Here is an 18,445-nt window from a genome sequence, read left to right on the forward strand (position 1 = left end):
ACTTAGGCCGCTCACCATGGTAGCCTAAGTCGATTTTCCATTATTAATATAAGAATAGCGCCAATATCACATAAATCACTATCAAAATAATTGATATAATATTTAAAATGTTAACGCCTTTTTCGTCGTCTTTCAGTTTTTTAAAGCCAGTGACTTCAATATTACCTACAAGCAATAATAAGACGATAAATACCCACCAGTTTTCTTTAGGGAATTGCAAAGTAGTGATAGCAACTACAAATAATAATAAAACACCCATGATAATTCTTAAAATTCTAGTAAAAATTGAACGCATTTTAAAAATACTAATATAAGCGACAATTAAATATAAAATGGGCAATAAGATAAGATACAGTAGCATCTGAGACATCCTTTCCTTTACGAATATTATATTAGCACGATAAAAAGTAGCTGACTAGGATGTCTAGTCAACGGTATATGTAAATCCAGAACTAATTATAAAAATAGCCATTGAATGTTTAAATTAGAATGTGATGATGTGTTTGTACGATCGAGCTTGTCCGATGCAACCTGTGATAGCAACTTGCTTTATTAATGCCATGCACATTACTTTGTCGACGCGCGCAATCTTTTTATTAAATTCAACTCAATTAGCTATTCATTTTAGCGCGGACATCTGCTATTTCTTTTTCAATTTCTTCTAATTGATTAAGTAGTGGGTCAATATTTTGATTGAGCGATTCACGTTTATCTAAATCATTCTGTAAACGTACGTAATCATACTTAAGTTCTGTTAATTTAGATTCTAAATCCATAGAAACAAATCTCCTTTTATAATTGAAATTGATTATTAACTATATTTAAATAAGATTATATCATGAAACAAGACACTTCTAAAAATTGAAAGAGATATGTTAAAGTTATCAACTGTAAAAAGTGAAATTTTTGGGAAAGAAGGAATACATGTGACTGAACAATTTGTCATGATTATATTACTCATTGCGCTTGGTTATTTCCTAAAACGTATCAATTATTTAAAAGCAACAGATAGCCAAGTTCTTTCAACGCTCGTATTAAATGTCACATTACCTTCTCTCGTTATCGTTAACTTAAACAGTGCCGATTTAAATATGTCATTCTCTATTTTACCAATCATGATGATTGTGTATGGTGTGATTGCTAAAATCATTGTTGTATGGTTTTTCAGAAAGTATGACAATCACATGCGTGGCTCAGTAGGAATGATGACAGGGTCAATGAACATCGGACTCTTCGCATATCCATTAGTTAACGCAATTTGGCCTGAAAAGGGTATGGTATATTTCGGTATGGCGGATATCGGTGGCGCAGTCATTATGTTCGGAGTAACTTACTTTGTAGGGAGTTATTTTAGTGAAGGGGCAGACCAATTCAATTTTAAATTCTTAGGGAAAAAATTGATTCAATCTGTACCGCTCGTGACATATATTGTGATGTTTATACTGAATATGTCTAATATTCATATTTGGAAACCGGCGATAGATTTCTTTAGTATTCTTTCTAAAGCCAATATGCCTTTATCTATGATTTTACTAGGTGTCATGTTAAGTTTTAGCATTGATAGAGAATACTTGCCTGTGACAATTAAATATTTATGTCTACATTACGGCTTAGCGATTGTAGCTGGTACACTCGTTCATTTCTTTTTACCGGTTTCAGATCAAATGATTAAAACAACATTGCTAATTACATGGTTGTTACCTGTAGGCGTAGCGATCATTCCTTATTCTATTCAATTTAAATATAAGACATTGCCTTTTATAGGTATGGTCACCAACTTAACGATTGTGATCAGTATTGTCATACTCTATATTTATCAAGCACTCTTTGTATAATTGTATTTGCTCCTTTTGAAAATTAAAATTAAGTGCAGATACCTTTAACGTGGGATGAATCACTTGAGAAAGGAACAACATCCTCACTCATTAAAAATAAACGAAATATTGTATATAAAAATAGAGGTTGGGAATTGTGTTCTGGGAAACCGATTAACGGTGTCCCAAAAGCAGGATTTTCAGCAGTAACACTCACAATTCGACAAAATTTGAGAAACAATTTTGCGCATTGATCGGCTCTGCTCAAATCCTAAACACTTTTATCCCGACCTCTATTATTTTTGTACAAGTATGTCCAAGGATGTTACTTCAAATTATCCTTTACCACCCATAAATGCAGGATAATTTGTCATACCACCATCAACATATAAAGTTGTGCCATGGATATAGCTGGCTAAATCAGATGCTAAGAATAAAGCAACATTGGCTACATCTTGAGCTTCTCCAATTTCACGTGCTGGAATCATTTCTAAAGTTTCTTCACGTGTTTTAGGATCAGAGAATTTCTCTTTCGTATGTTCAGTGACAATGGCACCTGGAGAAATATTGTTAATACGGATACCATATTGCGCATATTCCATAGACATCGTTTCCATCATTAACTTCATTCCGCCTTTGCTTGCAGCATAGTTGACGTAATTTGGCCATGGAATCGTATCATGAACACTTGAAGTATTAATGATCACGCCTTTTTTATCTTCTTTAAGGAATTGGTTAATGGCTTCTCGTGAACCGATAAATGCGCCAGTTAAGTTAATATCGATCACTTTTTGCCATTCATCTAATGACATTTCGTGCGTTGGGATTGGCTTTTCAAAACCAGCATTATTAATCATAATATCAATGGTGCCGAACGTTTCCACTGCAGATTGAACAAGATGCTTCACATCTTCTTCTACAGATACATCGCCTTGAACTGCGATAGCTTGTCCGCCAGCGCTTTGAATCGTATTTTTAAGTTCTTCTAATTCATCTAAATGACGATCAGAACGATAATTTAATACAACTTTTGCTTTCGCTTTACCAAAGTTTTCAGCAAATGATTTGCCTATACCACTACCTGCTCCGGTAATAACGACTACTTTGTTTTCTAATTCTTGAAACATTTTGACTCCCCCTAGACTACTATTTTAAGTTACCTAGAATAATTGATGCGATAATAATAACGACAATACCTGACCATATACCAATCATTTGGCGGCGATCTTTTTTCTCTCCTAAAATAAAAATCCCACCTAATGTAGATACGATAACAAGTAATTGTGATAATGAGAAACTTGTTGCTACACCCACTTTAGGTTGTGAGTAGAACATAAATAAGTTACCAATACCCCATACGACACCAGGTATGAGATTGAGCGCAGTAGATTTAACAGAGGTTTGATGATTCATTGATAGAATAAATCCTCCGATTGCCATACCAATTGATTGGAAGAATAGGGCATCTGTACCACTTACTCCGAAAATATCGCCAAGTACGACATAACCTACATAGCCAACTGTGGATATAAGTAAAATCCCCATTGCTTTTTTAAATTCTGGATTGTTAGATGTACCTTCATTCTTAGCTTTAAGTGACGTTAAAGCAATACCGACTACAAGTAATACCATTGCAATTAAGCCCATGACAACTTGAACCATTGTGCTCCATTCTCCTAAGAAAATAGCACTAAACAAGGTTGTACCAACAAGTTGCATACCTGTAGATATTGGCATAGTTTTTGATACACCGATTAAATTGACTGATTTCAATTGATTGCCTTGACCAAATGCCCAAAGCGCACCAGAAATCAGACCTACAATAATGACAGTAAAATTATCAAAAGCAGCATTACCAGTTAATAGTAAACCGATACCGACAATTAATGTTCCTAATGTCGTGCCTCGGATTTGATTGTAGGGGCCACCACCTACAAATACATTTATAATTACAACACTACCCCAAAAAAGGGCCGGTAATAGTGCGATAAGAAAGTCTAAAATTTGCACTTATTACTCACTCTCCTAAAACATGATTAAGTGTCCCCTTAACACTTGAAATCATTTTAAAGCATAAAAATTAATAAGTAAAAAACAAAAACTTGAAGTTGCAATAATTGTAATTACTAATCATTGTAATTAAGTGAAACAATTTGAATGTTAAAACATTAAGAAAGGTTAGTGTTTGTATTTTCGAAATAAGAAGACAAATAGTATAGAAATTAAAAAGACTGTAAATCACACGTTAGTTTTAGAACTATAGGTTAAAGCTCTAAAAACAATATTGATTCACAGTCAAAGTTTATTGTTATATTTATTTAAAAATATGATATTCAGTTATTGAGTGAAATCTTGGTGCAGATGTTGAGGTTCGAATTTATATTTTTTATATTCGTAATTAATTTGAAATCCTAGTTCATTAAAGCGTTCCACAAGTTTGCTGTTTTTATTACGGATTTTGAAATAAACCTTATGAATAGAATAATGTTCAAAAGCAAATTTCAACGCATATTCTAATAAATCAAAGGCAATCCCTTTAAGTCGATAATCAATATGAGAACTAAAATATTTAATTTCAGCACTATGTCGTTCAGCATCTACTCGTAAATATAAATAACCTTTAAGTAACCCTTCGCTAACAAATAAGAACAATCGGTGATGTTCATCTAGTGATTCTATAATCTCCTCCGGTGTCATCGCATCATGTTTGAAAGTCATTAAATGTAACTTACTGAATGCACGATAAAAACCTCTTTGATATTCAATGATATTCTGACTATTAAAAGTCTCTCCTAGATCTTGGTGAGCTTCTAAATAATAATCTGTAAAATTATAGCTTGCATGTATTTGCTTCATGAAAGGTTTGTATTCTTGCACACCTTCTTCAAATGAAAAATTAAAAATAGTCTCTTCGGGTTGATGTTCAGTTAATTTGTCGAAAAGTAATTGGAAGTGCTCGTCATCGAGTTGGAAATCTTGTGCTATAAAAGGTCCTATCACTTTATATCGATGATGATCATATGAGAAAGCGAGCATTAAAGCTAAAATTGTTCCATCTTCTGTCAACGCGACAACTCCAGAATTGCTAATTGCTTCATTTAATAAAGTATCAAAGTCTTCATATTGTTGTGGAAGTTTATATAAATAAGATGTTGATAGGTATAGAGATGATTCAATAAATGCTTTTATTTCTTGTGGCTCACTCAATTGAATGATATCCATTAATCTACCTCCGTCTCTCACGTCTTTAATTTAAATGTATTTTGCCGATAAGTTCTTCCTTAATTATATTATATTTCTAGAGAAATAAAAGTTTATCGATATACTCACATGTTACAATATGACTAATACTAATCAATGGATCAGATAGTTTATTTATGAAAAGTGTTAAATAGAATGACCGTAAGAATTAAATCATTACTTATTTAATATAAACTATTGATGTAATTCATTTTCAGAAAGGGAAGTTATGATGAAATCCTTAATATTAGCTGAAAAGCCATCGGTAGCGCGAGACATAGCCGATGCACTTCATATTAAAAATAAAAAGAATGGCTATATCGAGAACGAAAAATATATAGTGACTTGGGCTCTAGGACACTTGGTCACAAATGCGACACCAGAACAATATGATGCGTCATATAAAGAGTGGAAACTTGAAGATTTACCGATTATTCCTAAATATATGAAAACGATAGTTATTGGTAAAACAAGTAAACAATTTAAAATTGTTAAGTCATTAATATTAGATAAAAAAGTAAAAGATATTATTATTGCGACGGATGCAGGACGCGAAGGTGAACTTGTAGCAAGACTTATTCTAGATAAAGTTGGAAATAAAAAGCCTATTCAGCGCTTATGGATTAGTTCTGTAACGAAAAAGGCAATACAAGAAGGATTTAAACATTTAAAAGATGGTCGAGCATATAATAGTCTGTATCATGCGGCATTAGCTCGTAGTGAAGCGGATTGGATAGTAGGGATTAATGCGACACGTGCATTAACGACGAAATACGATGCACAATTATCTTTAGGTCGTGTACAAACACCAACCATTCAACTCGTTCAGTCCAGACAAGATGACATTAATCATTTTCAACCTGAAAAATATTATACGCTCTCAATTAAAGTAGATGGATATGAGTTCACGTTTAATACGCAAAAGCATTTTAAAAATAAAGAAGACCTAGAAACGATTGAACAACAAGTGAAGAATCAAGAGGGGAAAGTAATAGATGTAAAATCCAAGCACAAGAAGTTGTATCCTCAACAGCTATACAATTTAACAGATATACAACAAGATGCGTATCGTCGTTTCAAAATGGGGCCTAAAGAAACATTGAACACATTACAACATTTATATGAACGACATAAGATTGTAACGTATCCACGTACAGATTCTAATTATTTAACACATGATATGGTAAGTACAATTAAAGAACGTTTACAAGCTTTGCTTGCAACAAATTATAAATCTCATGTGCGTGAACTTATTGGTCAATCATTCTCACCTAAAATGTCTATATTTAATGATAGTAAGGTATCAGATCACCATGCGATTATACCAACTGAAGTGAGACCATCTCTCGAACAACTGAGCCAAAGAGAATTTAAAATCTACATGCTTATTGTTGAAAGATTTCTAGAATCTTTAATGAAACCATACGAGTATGAAGGCGTGACGGTTAACTTTGAAGTGGGCGATTTGATGTTCAGTTTAAAAGAGAATATCCCTAAACAATTAGGATTCAAAGCCTTAAAAGAAGATACATTACAGCCATCAAAATCACATCAATTTGTGATTGGACAACAGTTTAAAGTTCAAAAAGTTGATATACATGAGCATGAAACTAAACCGCCTGAATACTTTAATGAAGGTTCATTATTGAAAGCAATGGAAAATCCTCAAAACTATATTCAGTTGGATAATAAAAAATATGCTCAAACTCTCAAACAAACAGGTGGAATTGGTACTGTCGCAACACGCGCTGACATCATCGATAAACTGTTTAATATGAATGCACTTGAAGTACGTGATGGTAAAATTAAAGTAACATCCAAAGGGAAACAGATATTAGAATTAGCGCCAAGTGAATTAACTTCACCATTGTTAACGGCCCAATGGGAAGAAAAACTTACACAAATTGAAAAGGGCCGATATAATTCAAAGAAATTTATGGATGAAATGAAGCATTTTACTAAAGATATAGTGCAGAAAATTAAAAAAAGTGAACAAAAATATAAACATGATAACTTAACTACAACCGAGTGTCCTACATGCGGTAAATTTATGATTAAAGTAAAAACTAAAAATGGACAAATGTTAGTTTGTCAGGATCCTTCATGCAAAACGAAGAAAAATGTTCAGCGTAAGACTAATGCACGCTGTCCAAATTGTAAGAAAAAAATGACGTTATTTGGTAGAGGGAAAGAAGCGGTATATCGATGTGTATGTGGGCATTCTGAAACCCAAGCTCAAATGGATAAACGTATGAAAGAAAAATCCAGCGGTAAAGTTTCTCGTAAAGAGATGAAAAAATATATGGGAAATCAGGAAGAAATAGATAATAATCCTTTCAAAGATGCTTTGAAAAATTTGAAATTGTAGATAAATAGCGAACAAAATCATGAGATTAAAATTAAAAGTTCGCGTTTAGTATTGTTTTTTACGAATATAGGTATTAAAATATTAAAGTATTTCAAATAAAGGAGCATTTACCGTGAAAAAATACTTTCAGTTCGATAAGTATGGAACAAATTACAAAAATGAAATTTTAGGCGGCATTACAACATTCTTGTCAATGGCTTATATTCTTGCTGTAAACCCTCAAGTTTTAAGCTTAGCAGGAGTTAAAGGTATTTCGAGCGATATGAAGATGGACCAAGGTGCGATATTTGTAGCAACTGCATTAGCAGCATTTGTTGGTTCGTTATTTATGGGACTCATCGCTAAGTATCCAATAGCTTTGGCGCCGGGGATGGGTTTAAATGCCTTCTTCGCATTTACAGTCGTACTCACAATGGGTATTCCGTGGAAAGTTGGTTTAACTGGCGTTCTCTTCTCAGGAATATTCTTTGCCATCCTCACTGTAACCGGATTAAGGGAAATCATCATTAATGCCATACCTTATCAAATGAAAATGGCTGTTTCAGCAGGTATCGGATTATTCATTACCTTTGTTGGACTTCAAAGTTCTGGAATCATCATTAAAAATGATTCTACATTAGTTACACTAGGACATTTAACTAAAGCACCAGTGCTTCTAGCGATTTTTGGTATTATAGTAACTGTGATTTTATACACTAAAAAAGTTCCAGGTTCTATTTTTATAGGTATGATTATTACAGCTATCGCTGGTATGTTAACTGGTCAAATTCATGCACCATCTGGAGTTATTGGAGATATACCAAGTATTAAACCTACTTTTGGTGCTGCATTTGAATCATTTAAAGATCCAGGACAATTATTTACGGTACAATTTTTAATCGTCATTCTTACTTTCTTATTTATTGATTTCTTTGATACTGCTGGAACTTTAGTAGCAGTAGCAACTCAAGCAGGTATGATGAAAGATAATAAGTTGCCAAGAGCGGGTAGAGCTTTATTCTCTGATTCATTAGCAACGATTGTCGGAGCTATCTTTGGTACAACAACTACAACGTCATACATAGAATCTACTTCTGGTGTGGCAGTGGGGGCACGAACAGGATTTGCAAGTATTGTAACTGGTATTTGTTTCTTACTCGCTTTATTCTTTAGTCCACTCATTGAGGTTGTGACAAGTGCCGTAACGACACCAGCACTTGTAGTAGTAGGTGTACTCATGGCATCTAATTTTGCTGAAATTAATTGGAAACGTTTTGAGGTTGCAGTTCCAGCGTTTATTACTATTATTATGATGCCATTATCTTATTCGATAGCTACCGGTATTGCATGTGGGTTTATATTCTATCCACTTACAATGCTCATTTCAAAAAGACACAAAGAAGTACATCCAATTATGTACGTATTAATGGCTTTATTTATTCTTTACTTTGTATTTGTTCATAAATAATAAAGAAAATGGTCGGTTCCTTCTCTAGGTTCCGACCATTTTATACTATAGAAATAGAATTATTTATTATCATATTCGTCTTTGTGCTGATTTTTATATTGAGTATATATCACTTTAGCATCTTTATTTGGTAGATAGGTTGGAGCAGATAATACGATAAAGACAAAGAAAATCATTAAGAAGAATAAAATCCAATGAATAATCATGCCCACAAAAGGTATAAATGCCATAAATGAACCTACAAGACCAACGATTGGTATAATAACCATAGGTTTTATGGCGTTTTGACTATCTACAAGTAAAATGATTGTAATGATGAAATAAAGTAAGGCATTAAATAATAAAGGTTGCCAGCCAAAACTCATGATGACACTGCCACCTAAAAATGGAATGCCATAGAAAAATTCACAAATGATAAGAAATACACCCAAAATCGCTAAAGTTATTTTAACTCCATTTTTCATTAAATCACTCCTATTCTCTTCCTATTATATAAAACCTACCATTATAAATATATTAATATGTTTTCAAATTCGACAGAGAGATAAATTAAAAGTAAAAAATTTCAATAAAACGGTTGAACAACCACTCTATTTCAAGTACAATAATCAAGTATGTGTTAGACAGATATATAGAAAGTTACTGGAAAACCTTGATTTATCAGTGTTTTTCATGTAATATATCTAATGTTGGACTTTAAGAAAAGCGATGAAGCGAAAGGTTACTGACACACCCGGCCGCTTTGCCATGGCGTTGTGTGAGATAGTTTTCGTGGAGAAGTCTATCACTTAAATGTAGACGAATAAGGAGGGAAAATTATGGCAAAACAAAAAATCAGAATCAGATTAAAAGCTTATGATCATCGTGTTATCGATCAATCAGCAGAGAAAATTGTTGAAACTGCAAAACGTTCTGGTGCAGACGTGTCTGGACCAATTCCGTTACCAACTGAAAAATCAGTTTATACAATTATTCGTGCCGTGCATAAGTATAAAGATTCTCGTGAACAATTCGAACAACGTACTCATAAACGTTTAATCGATATTGTTAACCCAACACCTAAAACAGTTGATGCTCTAATGGGCTTAAACTTACCATCAGGTGTAGACATCGAAATTAAATTATAATAGAAAAATTTAGGAGGTGGACTTTCGATGACCAAAGGAATCTTAGGAAGAAAAATCGGGATGACACAAGTTTTCGGTGAAAACGGTGAATTAATCCCAGTAACAGTAGTAGAAGCTAGCCAAAACGTTGTATTACAAAAGAAAACTGAAGAAGTTGATGGATACAACGCAATTCAAGTAGGATTTGAAGACAAACAAGCATACAAAAAAGGTTCTAAATCTAATAAATATGCAAATAAACCAGCTGAAGGTCACGCTAAAAAAGCTGACACAGCACCTAAGCGCTTCATTCGTGAATTCCGCAACGTTAACGTTGATGAATACGAAGTAGGTCAAGAAGTCTCAGTAGATACTTTTGAAACTGGCGACATCATTGATGTTACAGGCGTTTCAAAAGGTAAAGGTTTCCAAGGTGCAATTAAACGTCACGGACAAGCTCGTGGACCGATGGCACACGGTTCTCATTTCCACAGAGCACCAGGTTCTGTAGGTATGGCTTCAGATGCTTCAAGAGTATTTAAAGGTCAAAAAATGCCAGGCCGTATGGGTGGAAACACTGTTACAGTTCAAAACTTAGAAGTCGTACAAGTCGACACTGAAAATAGCGTTATTTTAGTTAAAGGTAATGTACCTGGACCTAAAAAAGGTTTAGTAGAAATTACTACTTCAATCAAAAAAGGTAACAAATAATTTAAAAAGCGAAAGGAGGAAATTGCATAATGGCTAATTATGATGTTTTAAAAGTAGACGGATCTAAATCAGGTTCAGTTGAATTAAGCGATGCAGTATTCGCTATCGAACCAAATAATAGCGTTCTTTTCGAAGCTATTAATTTACAACGTGCGTCATTACGCCAAGGTACACATTCTGTTAAGAATCGTTCAGCTGTACGTGGTGGTGGACGTAAACCATGGAGACAAAAAGGAACAGGTCGTGCACGTCAAGGTACTATCCGTGCTCCACAATGGCGTGGTGGTGGTATCGTATTCGGACCAACTCCAAGAAGCTATTCATATAAAATGCCTAAGAAAATGCGTCGTTTAGCATTACGTTCTGCATTATCTTTCAAAGTTCAAGAAAAAGGATTCACTGTTGTTGATACTTTTGGTTTTGACGCTCCAAAAACAAAAGAATTCAAAAATGTGTTAACTACACTTGAACAACCTAAAAAAGTATTAGTTGTTACTGAAGGCGAAGATGTAAATGTTGAATTATCAGCACGTAACATCCCTGGCGTACAAGTTACAACTGCTCAAGGATTAAACGTTTTAGATATTACTAGCGCTGACAGTGTAGTAATCACTGAAGCTGCTGCTAAAAAAGTTGAGGAGGTGCTCGGATAATGGATGCAAGAGATATTCTTAAGCGCCCCGTAATCACTGAGAAATCTTCAGAAGCTATGGCAGAAGATAAATACACTTTCGATGTTGATACTCGTGTGAATAAAACACAAGTTAAAATCGCTGTTGAAGAAATCTTCGATGTAAAAGTTGATAGTGTAAATATCATGAATTATAAACCTAAGAAAAAACGTATGGGCCGTTACCAAGGCTATACAAACAAAAGAAGAAAAGCGATTGTTAAATTAAAAGAAGGTTCAATCGACTTATTTAACTAAAAATAAATTACCAATAAGGAGGTAAGCGACAATGGCTCTTAAAAAATATAAGCCAATAACAAATGGTCGTCGTAATATGACTACTTTGGATTTCGCAGAAATCACAAAGACAACACCTGAAAAGTCATTATTACAACCGCTACCGAAAAGAGCGGGACGTAACAACCAAGGTAAATTGACTGTTCGCCATCATGGTGGAGGACACAAACGTCAATACCGTGTTATCGATTTTAAACGTAACAAAGACGGAATCACTGCTAAAGTTGATTCAATTCAATATGACCCTAACCGTTCAGCAAATATTGCATTATTAGTATACGCTGATGGTGAAAAACGCTATATCATCGCACCTAAAGGATTACAAGTTGGACAAACTGTTGAAAGTGGTGCTGAAGCAGATATCAAAGTAGGTAATGCTTTACCATTACAAAACATTCCAGTAGGTACTGTAATCCACAATATTGAGTTAAAACCAGGAAAAGGCGGACAACTTGCTCGTTCAGCTGGTGCAAGCTCACAAGTTTTAGGTAAAGAAGGTAAATATGTATTAATCAGATTAAGATCTGGTGAAGTACGTATGATCTTATCTACTTGCCGTGCTACTATCGGTCAAGTTGGTAACTTACAACATGAACTTGTAAATGTTGGTAAAGCAGGACGTTCTAGATGGAAAGGCGTTCGTCCAACAGTACGTGGTTCTGTAATGAACCCTAACGATCACCCACACGGTGGTGGTGAAGGTCGTGCTCCAATCGGTAGACCATCTCCAATGTCACCATGGGGTAAACCAACTCTTGGTAAGAAAACACGTCGTGGTAAAAAATCATCAGATAAACTTATCGTTCGTGGACGTAAGAGAAAATAATAATAACAACTTATTTGGGTGTGCGGCTTAACTGCTGCACGCACACAATAAGAAGGGAGGCGCCCAAATGGCTCGTAGTATTAAAAAAGGACCTTTCGTCGATGATCACTTAATGAAAAAAGTAGAAGCACAAGACGGAAGTGAAAAAAAACAAGTAATTAAAACATGGTCTCGTCGTTCTACAATTTTCCCTAATTTCATCGGTCATACTTTCGCAGTATACGATGGACGTAAACATGTACCTGTATATGTAACAGAAGATATGGTAGGTCACAAACTAGGTGAATTTGCTCCAACTCGTACATTCAAAGGACATGCTGCAGACGACAAGAAAACTAGAAGATAATTTTTAATAAGTAGAGGAGGAAATCCTAATGGAAGCAAAAGCGGTTGCTAGAACAATAAGAATCGCACCTCGTAAAGTTAGATTAGTTCTTGACTTAATCAGAGGTAAAAATGCTGCTGAAGCTATTGCTATTTTAAAATTAACAAACAAAGCTTCATCACCAGTAATTGAAAAAGTATTAATGTCCGCTTTAGCAAATGCAGAGCATAACTATGACATGAACACAGATGAATTAGTTGTCAAAGAAGCATATGCAAATGAAGGACCAACTTTAAAACGTTTCCGCCCACGTGCACAAGGTCGTGCAAGTGCAGTTAACAAACGTACAAGCCACATTACAATCGTCGTAAGTGACGGTAAAGAAGAAGCTAAAGAAGCTTAATAAACTTTCTAAGGAGGGAATACTGTGGGTCAAAAAATTAATCCAATCGGACTTCGTGTCGGAATCATCCGTGACTGGGAAGCTAAATGGTATGCTGAAAAAGACTTCGCTTCACTATTACACGAAGATTTAAAAATCCGTAAATTTATTGATAATGAATTAAAAGAAGCATCAGTTTCTCACGTAGATATCGAACGTGCTGCTAACCGCATCAACATCGCAATTCATACTGGTAAACCAGGTATGGTTATTGGTAAAGGCGGTTCAGAAATTGAAAAACTTCGTAACAAATTAAACGCTTTAACTGATAAGAAAGTACACATTAACGTAATTGAAATCAAAAAAGTTGATATCGATGCTCGTTTAGTAGCTGAAAATATCGCACGTCAATTAGAAAACCGTGCTTCATTCCGTCGTGTACAAAAACAAGCTATTACAAGAGCTATGAAACTTGGTGCTAAAGGTATTAAAACTCAAGTATCAGGTCGTTTAGGCGGAGCTGACATCGCTCGTGCTGAACAATATTCAGAAGGAACTGTCCCACTTCATACATTACGTGCTGACATTGATTACGCACACGCTGAAGCTGATACTACTTATGGTAAATTAGGCGTTAAAGTATGGATTTATCGTGGAGAAGTTCTTCCTACTAAGAACACTAGTGAAGGAGGAAAATAATAATGTTACTACCAAAACGTGTAAAATATCGTCGTCAACATCGTCCAAAAACAACTGGTCGTTCTAAAGGCGGTAACTATGTAACATTTGGTGAGTATGGTTTACAAGCTACTACAACGTCTTGGATCACTTCTCGTCAAATCGAATCTGCTCGTATTGCAATGACACGTTACATGAAACGTGGTGGGAAAGTTTGGATTAAAATCTTCCCTCATACACCGTATACTAAAAAACCTTTAGAAGTACGTATGGGTGCTGGTAAAGGTGCGGTTGAAGGCTGGATTGCAGTCGTTAAACCTGGTAGAATCTTATTCGAAGTAGCTGGTGTATCTGAAGAAGTTGCACGTGAAGCATTACGTTTAGCAAGTCACAAACTTCCAGTAAAAACTAAGTTTGTAAAACGTGAAGAATTGGGTGGTGAAACAAATGAAAGCTAAGGAAATTAGAGACTTAACCACTTCAGAAATCGAAGAACAAATCAAATCTTCAAAAGAAGAGCTTTTTAACCTACGCTTTCAGTTAGCTACAGGTCAATTAGAAGAAACTGCACGTATTCGCACAGTAAGAAAAACGATTGCACGTCTAAAAACTGTTGCTCGTGAAAGAGAAATTGAACAAAGTAAGGCTAATCAATAATAATCGAAAGAGGAGGTTACAAAAGTGAGCGAAAGAAACGATCGTAAAGTGTATGTAGGTAGAGTTGTTTCAGACAAAATGGACAAAACGATTACAGTTCTTGTAGAAACTTACAAAACTCACAAATTATACGGTAAACGAGTAAAATACTCTAAAAAATACAAAACTCATGATGAAAACAATTCAGCTAAATTAGGAGACATTGTTAAAATTCAAGAAACTCGTCCTTTATCAGCAACAAAACGTTTTCGTTTAGTAGAAATTGTTGAAGAGTCAGTAATTATTTAATCAAGATTAGAGATAAGGGAGGTTTAACGAATGATCCAACAAGAAACACGTTTAAAAGTAGCAGACAACTCTGGTGCTCGTGAAGTTCTTACAATTAAAGTATTAGGTGGATCTGGTCGCAAAACAGCGAATATCGGTGATATTATCGTATGTACTGTTAAAAATGCAACACCAGGTGGCGTTGTTAAAAAAGGCGACGTTGTCAAAGCTGTTGTAGTTCGTACTAAATCAGGTGTTCGTCGTAACGACGGTTCATATATCAAATTTGATGAAAATGCATGTGTTATCATCCGTGATGACAAAGGCCCACGTGGTACTCGTATCTTTGGTCCTGTTGCTCGTGAACTACGTGAAGGTAACTTCATGAAAATCGTATCATTAGCACCAGAAGTACTTTAATACAAATTTAACCAATCATACTATTTAAGGAGGTGCCCACATGCATATCAAAAAAGGTGACAACGTAAAAGTTATCGCAGGTAAAGACAAAGGTAAAGAAGGTAAAGTAGTTGCTACTGAACCTAAAAAAGACCGTGTCGTTGTGGAAGGTGTTAACGTAATTAAGAAACACCAAAAACCAACTCAATTAAATCCTGAAGGTGGAATCTTAGAAACAGAGGCAGCAATCCATGTTTCTAACGTACAATTATTAGACCCTAAAACTAACGAACCTACACGTGTAGGATACAAAACAGTTGATGGTAAAAAAGTTCGCGTTGCTAAAAAATCAGGCGAAGAAATCAAATCTAATAATTAATAACTAGTTGAAAGGAGGATCCACTTTGAACCGTTTAAAAGAAAAGTACAATTCTGAAGTTACTGAGAACTTAGTGAAAAAATTCAATTACAGTTCAGTAATGGAAGTACCTAAAATTGAAAAAATCGTTGTGAACATGGGTGTAGGTGACGCAGTTCAAAACTCTAAAGTATTAGATAATGCTGTTGAAGAGTTAGAATTAATCACTGGTCAAAAACCATTAGTAACAAAAGCAAAAAAATCAGTTGCAACATTCCGTTTACGTGAAGGTATGCCAATCGGTGCAAAAGTTACACTTCGCGGTGAAAGAATGTATGAATTCTTAGATAAACTTATTGCAGTATCATTACCTCGTGTACGTGACTTCCAAGGTGTTTCAAAAACAGCATTCGATGGACGTGGTAACTACACATTAGGTATTAAAGAACAATTAATTTTCCCTGAAATTGACTATGATAAAGTAACTAAAGTTAGAGGAATGGATATTGTTATCGTAACTACTGCTAACACTGACGAGGAAGCTCGTGAATTGTTATCAAACTTCGGTATGCCATTTCGTAAATAATCTCTAAAAAGGAGGCTAATTAAGTGGCTAAAACTTCAATGGTTGCTAAGCAACAAAAAAAACAAAAATTCGCTGTTCGTGAATACACTCGTTGTGAACGCTGTGGTCGTCCACATTCTGTATATCGTAAATTTAAATTATGCCGTATTTGTTTCCGTGAATTAGCTTATAAAGGCCAAATTCCTGGCGTACGTAAAGCTAGCTGGTAATAATTAAGAGTCTGAAAGGAGGCAACAATCAATGACAATGACAGATCCAATCGCAGATATGCTTACTCGTGTTAGAAATGCAAACATGGTTCGTCACGAGAAGTTAGAATTACCTGCATCTAATATTAAAAAAGAAATTGCTGAAATCTTAAAAAACGAAGGTTTCATTAAAAACGTTGAATACGTAGAAGACGATAAACAAGGTGTTATTCGTTTATTCTTAAAATATGGTCAAAACAATGAACGTGTTATCACAGGATTAAAACGTATCTCAAAACCTGGTTTACGTGTTTATGCTAAAGCAAATGAAGTACCTAAAGTATTAAACGGTTTAGGTATCGCATTAGTTTCAACTTCTGAAGGTGTTATCACTGATAAAGAAGCAAGAAAACGTAACGTTGGCGGAGAAATTATCGCATACGTTTGGTAATAATTAATAAGGAGGTGCCATAACATGAGTCGTGTTGGTAAGAAAATTATTGACATCCCTAGTGACGTAACAGTAACTTTTGATGGTAATCATGTAACTGTTAAAGGTCCTAAAGGTGAATTAGCAAGAACTTTAAATGAAAGAATGACATTCAAACAAGAAGAAAACACAGTTGAAGTTGTAAGACCATCTGATTCTAAAGAAGACAGAACAGACCATGGTACAACTCGTGCTTTATTAAATAATATGGTACTAGGTGTTTCTCAAGGTTTCGAAAAAACACTTGAACTTGTTGGTGTTGGTTACCGTGCTCAAATGCAAGGTAATGACTTAGTACTAAATGTTGGTTATTCTCACCCAGTAGAAATTAAAGCTGAAGACGGTATTACTTTTGCTGTTGAGAAAAACACAACTGTTAAAGTATCTGGTGTTTCTAAAGAACAAGTTGGTGCTATCGCATCTAACATCCGTTCAGTAAGACCTCCAGAACCTTATAAAGGTAAAGGTATTCGTTACCAAGGTGAATATGTTCGCCGTAAAGAAGGTAAAACTGGTAAATAATAGATAACACTCTAAAGAAAGGAGTATTGAAATGATCAGTAAAATTGATAAAAACAAAGTACGTTTGAAAAGACATGCTCGTGTTCGTGCTAAATTATCAGGTACAGCTGAAAAGCCACGTTTAAATGTGTATCGTTCAAACAAACACATCTATGCTCAAATTATTGATGACGTTAAAGGCGAAACTTTAGCTCAAGCTTCATCTCAAGATAAAGATATTGCTAGTGAATCTACATCAAAAGTTGATTTATCAACTAAAGTAGGTCAAGCAATTGCTAAAAAAGCAAGCGATAAAGGTATTAAAGAAATCGTATTCGACCGTGGAGGTTATTTATATCACGGACGTGTAAAAGCTTTAGCAGAAGCAGCTAGAGAAAGCGGATTAGAATTTTAATTTAAAGGAGGGACACATTCATGGCTCGTAGAGAAGAAGAAACTAAAGAATTTGAAGAACGCGTTGTTACGATTAACCGTGTTGCTAAAGTAGTAAAAGGTGGTCGTCGTTTCCGTTTCACTGCATTAGTAGTTGTAGGTGATAAAAAAGGTCGTGTAGGTTTCGGTACTGGTAAAGCACAAGAGGTACCTGAAGCAATCAAAAAAGCTGTAGAAGCAGCGAAAAAAGATTTAGTAGTTGTTCCACGTGTTGAAGGTACAACTCCTCACACTATCACTGGTCGCTACGGTTCAGGTAGCGTATTCATGAAACCAGCTGCACCTGGTACTGGGGTAATCGCTGGTGGACCAGTTCGTGCCGTATTAGAGTTAGCAGGAATTACTGATATCTTAAGTAAATCATTAGGATCTAACACTCCTATTAACATGGTTCGTGCAACTATCAATGGTTTACAAAACTTAAAAAATGCAGAAGATGTTGCTAAATTACGTGGCAAATCTGTAGAAGAATTATACAATTAAGGAGGGAAAATAAGTTATGGCTAAATTACAAATTACCCTCACTCGTAGTGTTATTGGTCGTCCTGAAACACAACGTAAAACTGTTGAAGCATTAGGTCTTAAAAAAACTAATAGTTCAGTAGTTGTTGAAGATAACCCTGCTATTCGTGGGCAAATCAACAAAGTTAAACATTTATTAACAATTGAAGAAAAATAATTA

General features: G+C 34.8%; 29 protein-coding genes. 23 read left to right on the forward strand and 6 right to left on the reverse strand.

All coding sequences use genetic code 11. The features are described from left to right. Window positions 1-43: 43 nt before the first annotated feature. Window positions 44-361: a membrane stabilizing protein MspA gene (gene mspA / locus CD155_RS01400; RefSeq protein ID WP_037541591.1), complete on the reverse strand. Its 318-nt coding sequence runs from the start codon at window positions 359-361 to the stop codon at window positions 44-46. Between the two features lie 250 nt (window positions 362-611). After that, window positions 612-776 carry an SE1832 family protein gene (locus CD155_RS12870; protein WP_002443773.1) on the reverse strand — a complete coding sequence of 55 codons (165 nt, stop codon included), beginning with the start codon at window positions 774-776 and terminating at the stop codon, window positions 612-614. Window positions 777-926: 150 nt separating this feature from the next. On the opposite strand from CD155_RS12870, the gene CD155_RS01405 reads away from it, so the two are divergent. After that, the gene (locus CD155_RS01405; protein ID WP_037541590.1) at window positions 927-1,835 is read left to right on the forward strand and encodes an AEC family transporter; all 909 of its coding nucleotides are present in this window, start codon (window positions 927-929) and stop codon (window positions 1,833-1,835) included. A 314-nt stretch (window positions 1,836-2,149) separates the two neighbouring features. Here CD155_RS01405 and CD155_RS01410 read toward each other — a convergent pair whose 3' ends face one another. The 3 genes from CD155_RS01410 to CD155_RS01420 all read right to left on the reverse strand — a co-directional run bounded on the left by CD155_RS01410 (window position 2,150) and on the right by CD155_RS01420 (window position 5,036). Further along, the gene (locus CD155_RS01410) at window positions 2,150-2,941 is read right to left on the reverse strand and encodes a glucose 1-dehydrogenase (RefSeq protein ID WP_002443769.1); all 792 of its coding nucleotides are present in this window, start codon (window positions 2,939-2,941) and stop codon (window positions 2,150-2,152) included. Between the two features lie 19 nt (window positions 2,942-2,960). Then, on the reverse strand, window positions 2,961-3,824 hold the full coding sequence (locus tag CD155_RS01415) for a GRP family sugar transporter (protein ID WP_002443767.1): 864 nt from the start codon (window positions 3,822-3,824) through the stop codon (window positions 2,961-2,963). Between the two features lie 327 nt (window positions 3,825-4,151). Continuing rightward, window positions 4,152-5,036, reverse strand: coding sequence for a GNAT family N-acetyltransferase (locus tag CD155_RS01420; RefSeq protein WP_103212322.1), 885 nt, complete (start codon window positions 5,034-5,036; stop codon window positions 4,152-4,154). Between the two features lie 250 nt (window positions 5,037-5,286). Between CD155_RS01420 and CD155_RS01425 the strand changes: the two genes are divergently transcribed. Both CD155_RS01425 and CD155_RS01430 read left to right on the forward strand, forming a co-directional pair. Then, window positions 5,287-7,422, forward strand: coding sequence for a DNA topoisomerase III (locus CD155_RS01425; RefSeq protein WP_103212323.1), 2,136 nt, complete (start codon window positions 5,287-5,289; stop codon window positions 7,420-7,422). A 112-nt stretch (window positions 7,423-7,534) separates the two neighbouring features. Continuing rightward, the gene (locus CD155_RS01430; RefSeq protein WP_002443759.1) at window positions 7,535-8,869 is read left to right on the forward strand and encodes an NCS2 family permease; all 1,335 of its coding nucleotides are present in this window, start codon (window positions 7,535-7,537) and stop codon (window positions 8,867-8,869) included. 59 nt (window positions 8,870-8,928) lie between these two features. Here the strand turns inward: CD155_RS01430 and CD155_RS01435 are convergent, their stop codons facing one another. Beyond that, a complete protein-coding gene (locus CD155_RS01435) occupies window positions 8,929-9,333 on the reverse strand; it encodes a hypothetical protein (RefSeq protein ID WP_002443757.1) in 405 nt (134 codons plus the stop codon). A 354-nt stretch (window positions 9,334-9,687) separates the two neighbouring features. Between CD155_RS01435 and rpsJ the strand changes: the two genes are divergently transcribed. The 20 genes from rpsJ to rpmD all read left to right on the forward strand — a co-directional run bounded on the left by rpsJ (window position 9,688) and on the right by rpmD (window position 18,442). Further along, window positions 9,688-9,996 carry a 30S ribosomal protein S10 gene (gene rpsJ, locus CD155_RS01440; protein ID WP_001118667.1) on the forward strand — a complete coding sequence of 103 codons (309 nt, stop codon included), beginning with the start codon at window positions 9,688-9,690 and terminating at the stop codon, window positions 9,994-9,996. A 27-nt stretch (window positions 9,997-10,023) separates the two neighbouring features. Then, the gene (gene rplC / locus CD155_RS01445; RefSeq protein ID WP_002443755.1) at window positions 10,024-10,686 is read left to right on the forward strand and encodes a 50S ribosomal protein L3; all 663 of its coding nucleotides are present in this window, start codon (window positions 10,024-10,026) and stop codon (window positions 10,684-10,686) included. Between the two features lie 29 nt (window positions 10,687-10,715). Continuing rightward, complete coding sequence (gene rplD / locus CD155_RS01450) at window positions 10,716-11,339, forward strand: 50S ribosomal protein L4 (RefSeq protein ID WP_002443752.1); 624 nt, start codon at window positions 10,716-10,718, stop codon at window positions 11,337-11,339. Continuing rightward, on the forward strand, window positions 11,339-11,614 hold the full coding sequence (gene rplW / locus CD155_RS01455) for a 50S ribosomal protein L23 (RefSeq protein ID WP_002443749.1): 276 nt from the start codon (window positions 11,339-11,341) through the stop codon (window positions 11,612-11,614). The genes rplD and rplW overlap by 1 nt, the downstream gene beginning before the upstream one ends. Before the next feature lie 31 nt (window positions 11,615-11,645). Beyond that, on the forward strand, window positions 11,646-12,479 hold the full coding sequence (gene rplB / locus CD155_RS01460) for a 50S ribosomal protein L2 (RefSeq protein ID WP_002443747.1): 834 nt from the start codon (window positions 11,646-11,648) through the stop codon (window positions 12,477-12,479). A gap of 67 nt (window positions 12,480-12,546) precedes the next feature. Continuing rightward, window positions 12,547-12,825: a 30S ribosomal protein S19 gene (gene rpsS / locus CD155_RS01465; RefSeq protein ID WP_001829710.1), complete on the forward strand. Its 279-nt coding sequence runs from the start codon at window positions 12,547-12,549 to the stop codon at window positions 12,823-12,825. A gap of 28 nt (window positions 12,826-12,853) precedes the next feature. Then, on the forward strand, window positions 12,854-13,207 hold the full coding sequence (gene rplV / locus CD155_RS01470; protein WP_103212324.1) for a 50S ribosomal protein L22: 354 nt from the start codon (window positions 12,854-12,856) through the stop codon (window positions 13,205-13,207). Window positions 13,208-13,231: 24 nt separating this feature from the next. Further along, window positions 13,232-13,885 (forward strand): 30S ribosomal protein S3, encoded by a 654-nt coding sequence (rpsC, locus tag CD155_RS01475; RefSeq protein WP_002443735.1) that lies wholly within the window; start codon window positions 13,232-13,234, stop codon window positions 13,883-13,885. A 2-nt stretch (window positions 13,886-13,887) separates the two neighbouring features. After that, window positions 13,888-14,322, forward strand: coding sequence for a 50S ribosomal protein L16 (rplP, locus tag CD155_RS01480; RefSeq protein WP_002432945.1), 435 nt, complete (start codon window positions 13,888-13,890; stop codon window positions 14,320-14,322). Continuing rightward, the gene (gene rpmC, locus CD155_RS01485) at window positions 14,312-14,521 is read left to right on the forward strand and encodes a 50S ribosomal protein L29 (RefSeq protein ID WP_000644737.1); all 210 of its coding nucleotides are present in this window, start codon (window positions 14,312-14,314) and stop codon (window positions 14,519-14,521) included. Before rplP ends, rpmC begins: the two co-directional genes overlap by 11 nt. Before the next feature lie 24 nt (window positions 14,522-14,545). Further along, window positions 14,546-14,809: a 30S ribosomal protein S17 gene (rpsQ, locus tag CD155_RS01490; RefSeq protein WP_002432741.1), complete on the forward strand. Its 264-nt coding sequence runs from the start codon at window positions 14,546-14,548 to the stop codon at window positions 14,807-14,809. Window positions 14,810-14,839: 30 nt separating this feature from the next. Next, window positions 14,840-15,208, forward strand: coding sequence for a 50S ribosomal protein L14 (gene rplN / locus CD155_RS01495; RefSeq protein ID WP_002432661.1), 369 nt, complete (start codon window positions 14,840-14,842; stop codon window positions 15,206-15,208). 40 nt (window positions 15,209-15,248) lie between these two features. Next, window positions 15,249-15,566 carry a 50S ribosomal protein L24 gene (gene rplX / locus CD155_RS01500; protein WP_002443733.1) on the forward strand — a complete coding sequence of 106 codons (318 nt, stop codon included), beginning with the start codon at window positions 15,249-15,251 and terminating at the stop codon, window positions 15,564-15,566. 25 nt (window positions 15,567-15,591) lie between these two features. Further along, window positions 15,592-16,131, forward strand: coding sequence for a 50S ribosomal protein L5 (gene rplE / locus CD155_RS01505; RefSeq protein WP_037541587.1), 540 nt, complete (start codon window positions 15,592-15,594; stop codon window positions 16,129-16,131). A 23-nt stretch (window positions 16,132-16,154) separates the two neighbouring features. Then, entirely contained in the window at window positions 16,155-16,340 is a 186-nt protein-coding gene (locus tag CD155_RS01510) for a type Z 30S ribosomal protein S14 (protein ID WP_001829713.1), read from the forward strand. A 31-nt stretch (window positions 16,341-16,371) separates the two neighbouring features. Next, complete coding sequence (rpsH, locus tag CD155_RS01515) at window positions 16,372-16,770, forward strand: 30S ribosomal protein S8 (protein ID WP_002432853.1); 399 nt, start codon at window positions 16,372-16,374, stop codon at window positions 16,768-16,770. Between the two features lie 24 nt (window positions 16,771-16,794). Continuing rightward, the gene (gene rplF, locus CD155_RS01520; protein WP_002443729.1) at window positions 16,795-17,331 is read left to right on the forward strand and encodes a 50S ribosomal protein L6; all 537 of its coding nucleotides are present in this window, start codon (window positions 16,795-16,797) and stop codon (window positions 17,329-17,331) included. Between the two features lie 31 nt (window positions 17,332-17,362). After that, window positions 17,363-17,725, forward strand: a complete 363-nt coding sequence (rplR, locus tag CD155_RS01525) for a 50S ribosomal protein L18 (protein WP_103212325.1) — start codon at window positions 17,363-17,365, stop codon at window positions 17,723-17,725. 20 nt (window positions 17,726-17,745) lie between these two features. Then, window positions 17,746-18,246 carry a 30S ribosomal protein S5 gene (gene rpsE / locus CD155_RS01530; protein WP_002443725.1) on the forward strand — a complete coding sequence of 167 codons (501 nt, stop codon included), beginning with the start codon at window positions 17,746-17,748 and terminating at the stop codon, window positions 18,244-18,246. 16 nt (window positions 18,247-18,262) lie between these two features. Further along, window positions 18,263-18,442, forward strand: a complete 180-nt coding sequence (gene rpmD / locus CD155_RS01535; RefSeq protein WP_002432330.1) for a 50S ribosomal protein L30 — start codon at window positions 18,263-18,265, stop codon at window positions 18,440-18,442. Window positions 18,443-18,445: the final 3 nt, after the last annotated feature.

The sequence above is a fragment of the Staphylococcus caprae genome, from assembly GCF_002902725.1.
GTDB lineage: Bacteria > Bacillota > Bacilli > Staphylococcales > Staphylococcaceae > Staphylococcus > Staphylococcus caprae.

Bases quoted from the DNA above. Each gene is read 5' to 3' on its own strand.
- CD155_RS01420 (WP_103212322.1), bottom strand. From the start codon at position 5,036: ATGGATATCATTCAATTGAGTGAGCCACAAGAAATAAAAGCATTTATT.
- rpmC (WP_000644737.1), top strand. From the start codon at position 14,312: ATGAAAGCTAAGGAAATTAGAGACTTAACCACTTCAGAAATCGAAGAA.
- rplC (WP_002443755.1), top strand. From the start codon at position 10,024: ATGACCAAAGGAATCTTAGGAAGAAAAATCGGGATGACACAAGTTTTC.
- rplF (WP_002443729.1), top strand. From the start codon at position 16,795: ATGAGTCGTGTTGGTAAGAAAATTATTGACATCCCTAGTGACGTAACA.
- rplP (WP_002432945.1), top strand. From the start codon at position 13,888: ATGTTACTACCAAAACGTGTAAAATATCGTCGTCAACATCGTCCAAAA.
- rplV (WP_103212324.1), top strand. From the start codon at position 12,854: ATGGAAGCAAAAGCGGTTGCTAGAACAATAAGAATCGCACCTCGTAAA.
- CD155_RS01435 (WP_002443757.1), bottom strand. From the start codon at position 9,333: ATGAAAAATGGAGTTAAAATAACTTTAGCGATTTTGGGTGTATTTCTT.
- rplW (WP_002443749.1), top strand. From the start codon at position 11,339: ATGGATGCAAGAGATATTCTTAAGCGCCCCGTAATCACTGAGAAATCT.
- rplB (WP_002443747.1), top strand. From the start codon at position 11,646: ATGGCTCTTAAAAAATATAAGCCAATAACAAATGGTCGTCGTAATATG.
- rplN (WP_002432661.1), top strand. From the start codon at position 14,840: ATGATCCAACAAGAAACACGTTTAAAAGTAGCAGACAACTCTGGTGCT.
- rplX (WP_002443733.1), top strand. From the start codon at position 15,249: ATGCATATCAAAAAAGGTGACAACGTAAAAGTTATCGCAGGTAAAGAC.
- rplD (WP_002443752.1), top strand. From the start codon at position 10,716: ATGGCTAATTATGATGTTTTAAAAGTAGACGGATCTAAATCAGGTTCA.
- CD155_RS01410 (WP_002443769.1), bottom strand. From the start codon at position 2,941: ATGTTTCAAGAATTAGAAAACAAAGTAGTCGTTATTACCGGAGCAGGT.
- rpmD (WP_002432330.1), top strand. From the start codon at position 18,263: ATGGCTAAATTACAAATTACCCTCACTCGTAGTGTTATTGGTCGTCCT.
- rpsH (WP_002432853.1), top strand. From the start codon at position 16,372: ATGACAATGACAGATCCAATCGCAGATATGCTTACTCGTGTTAGAAAT.
- rpsE (WP_002443725.1), top strand. From the start codon at position 17,746: ATGGCTCGTAGAGAAGAAGAAACTAAAGAATTTGAAGAACGCGTTGTT.
- CD155_RS12870 (WP_002443773.1), bottom strand. From the start codon at position 776: ATGGATTTAGAATCTAAATTAACAGAACTTAAGTATGATTACGTACGT.
- mspA (WP_037541591.1), bottom strand. From the start codon at position 361: ATGCTACTGTATCTTATCTTATTGCCCATTTTATATTTAATTGTCGCT.
- CD155_RS01425 (WP_103212323.1), top strand. From the start codon at position 5,287: ATGAAATCCTTAATATTAGCTGAAAAGCCATCGGTAGCGCGAGACATA.
- rplR (WP_103212325.1), top strand. From the start codon at position 17,363: ATGATCAGTAAAATTGATAAAAACAAAGTACGTTTGAAAAGACATGCT.
- rpsS (WP_001829710.1), top strand. From the start codon at position 12,547: ATGGCTCGTAGTATTAAAAAAGGACCTTTCGTCGATGATCACTTAATG.
- rpsJ (WP_001118667.1), top strand. From the start codon at position 9,688: ATGGCAAAACAAAAAATCAGAATCAGATTAAAAGCTTATGATCATCGT.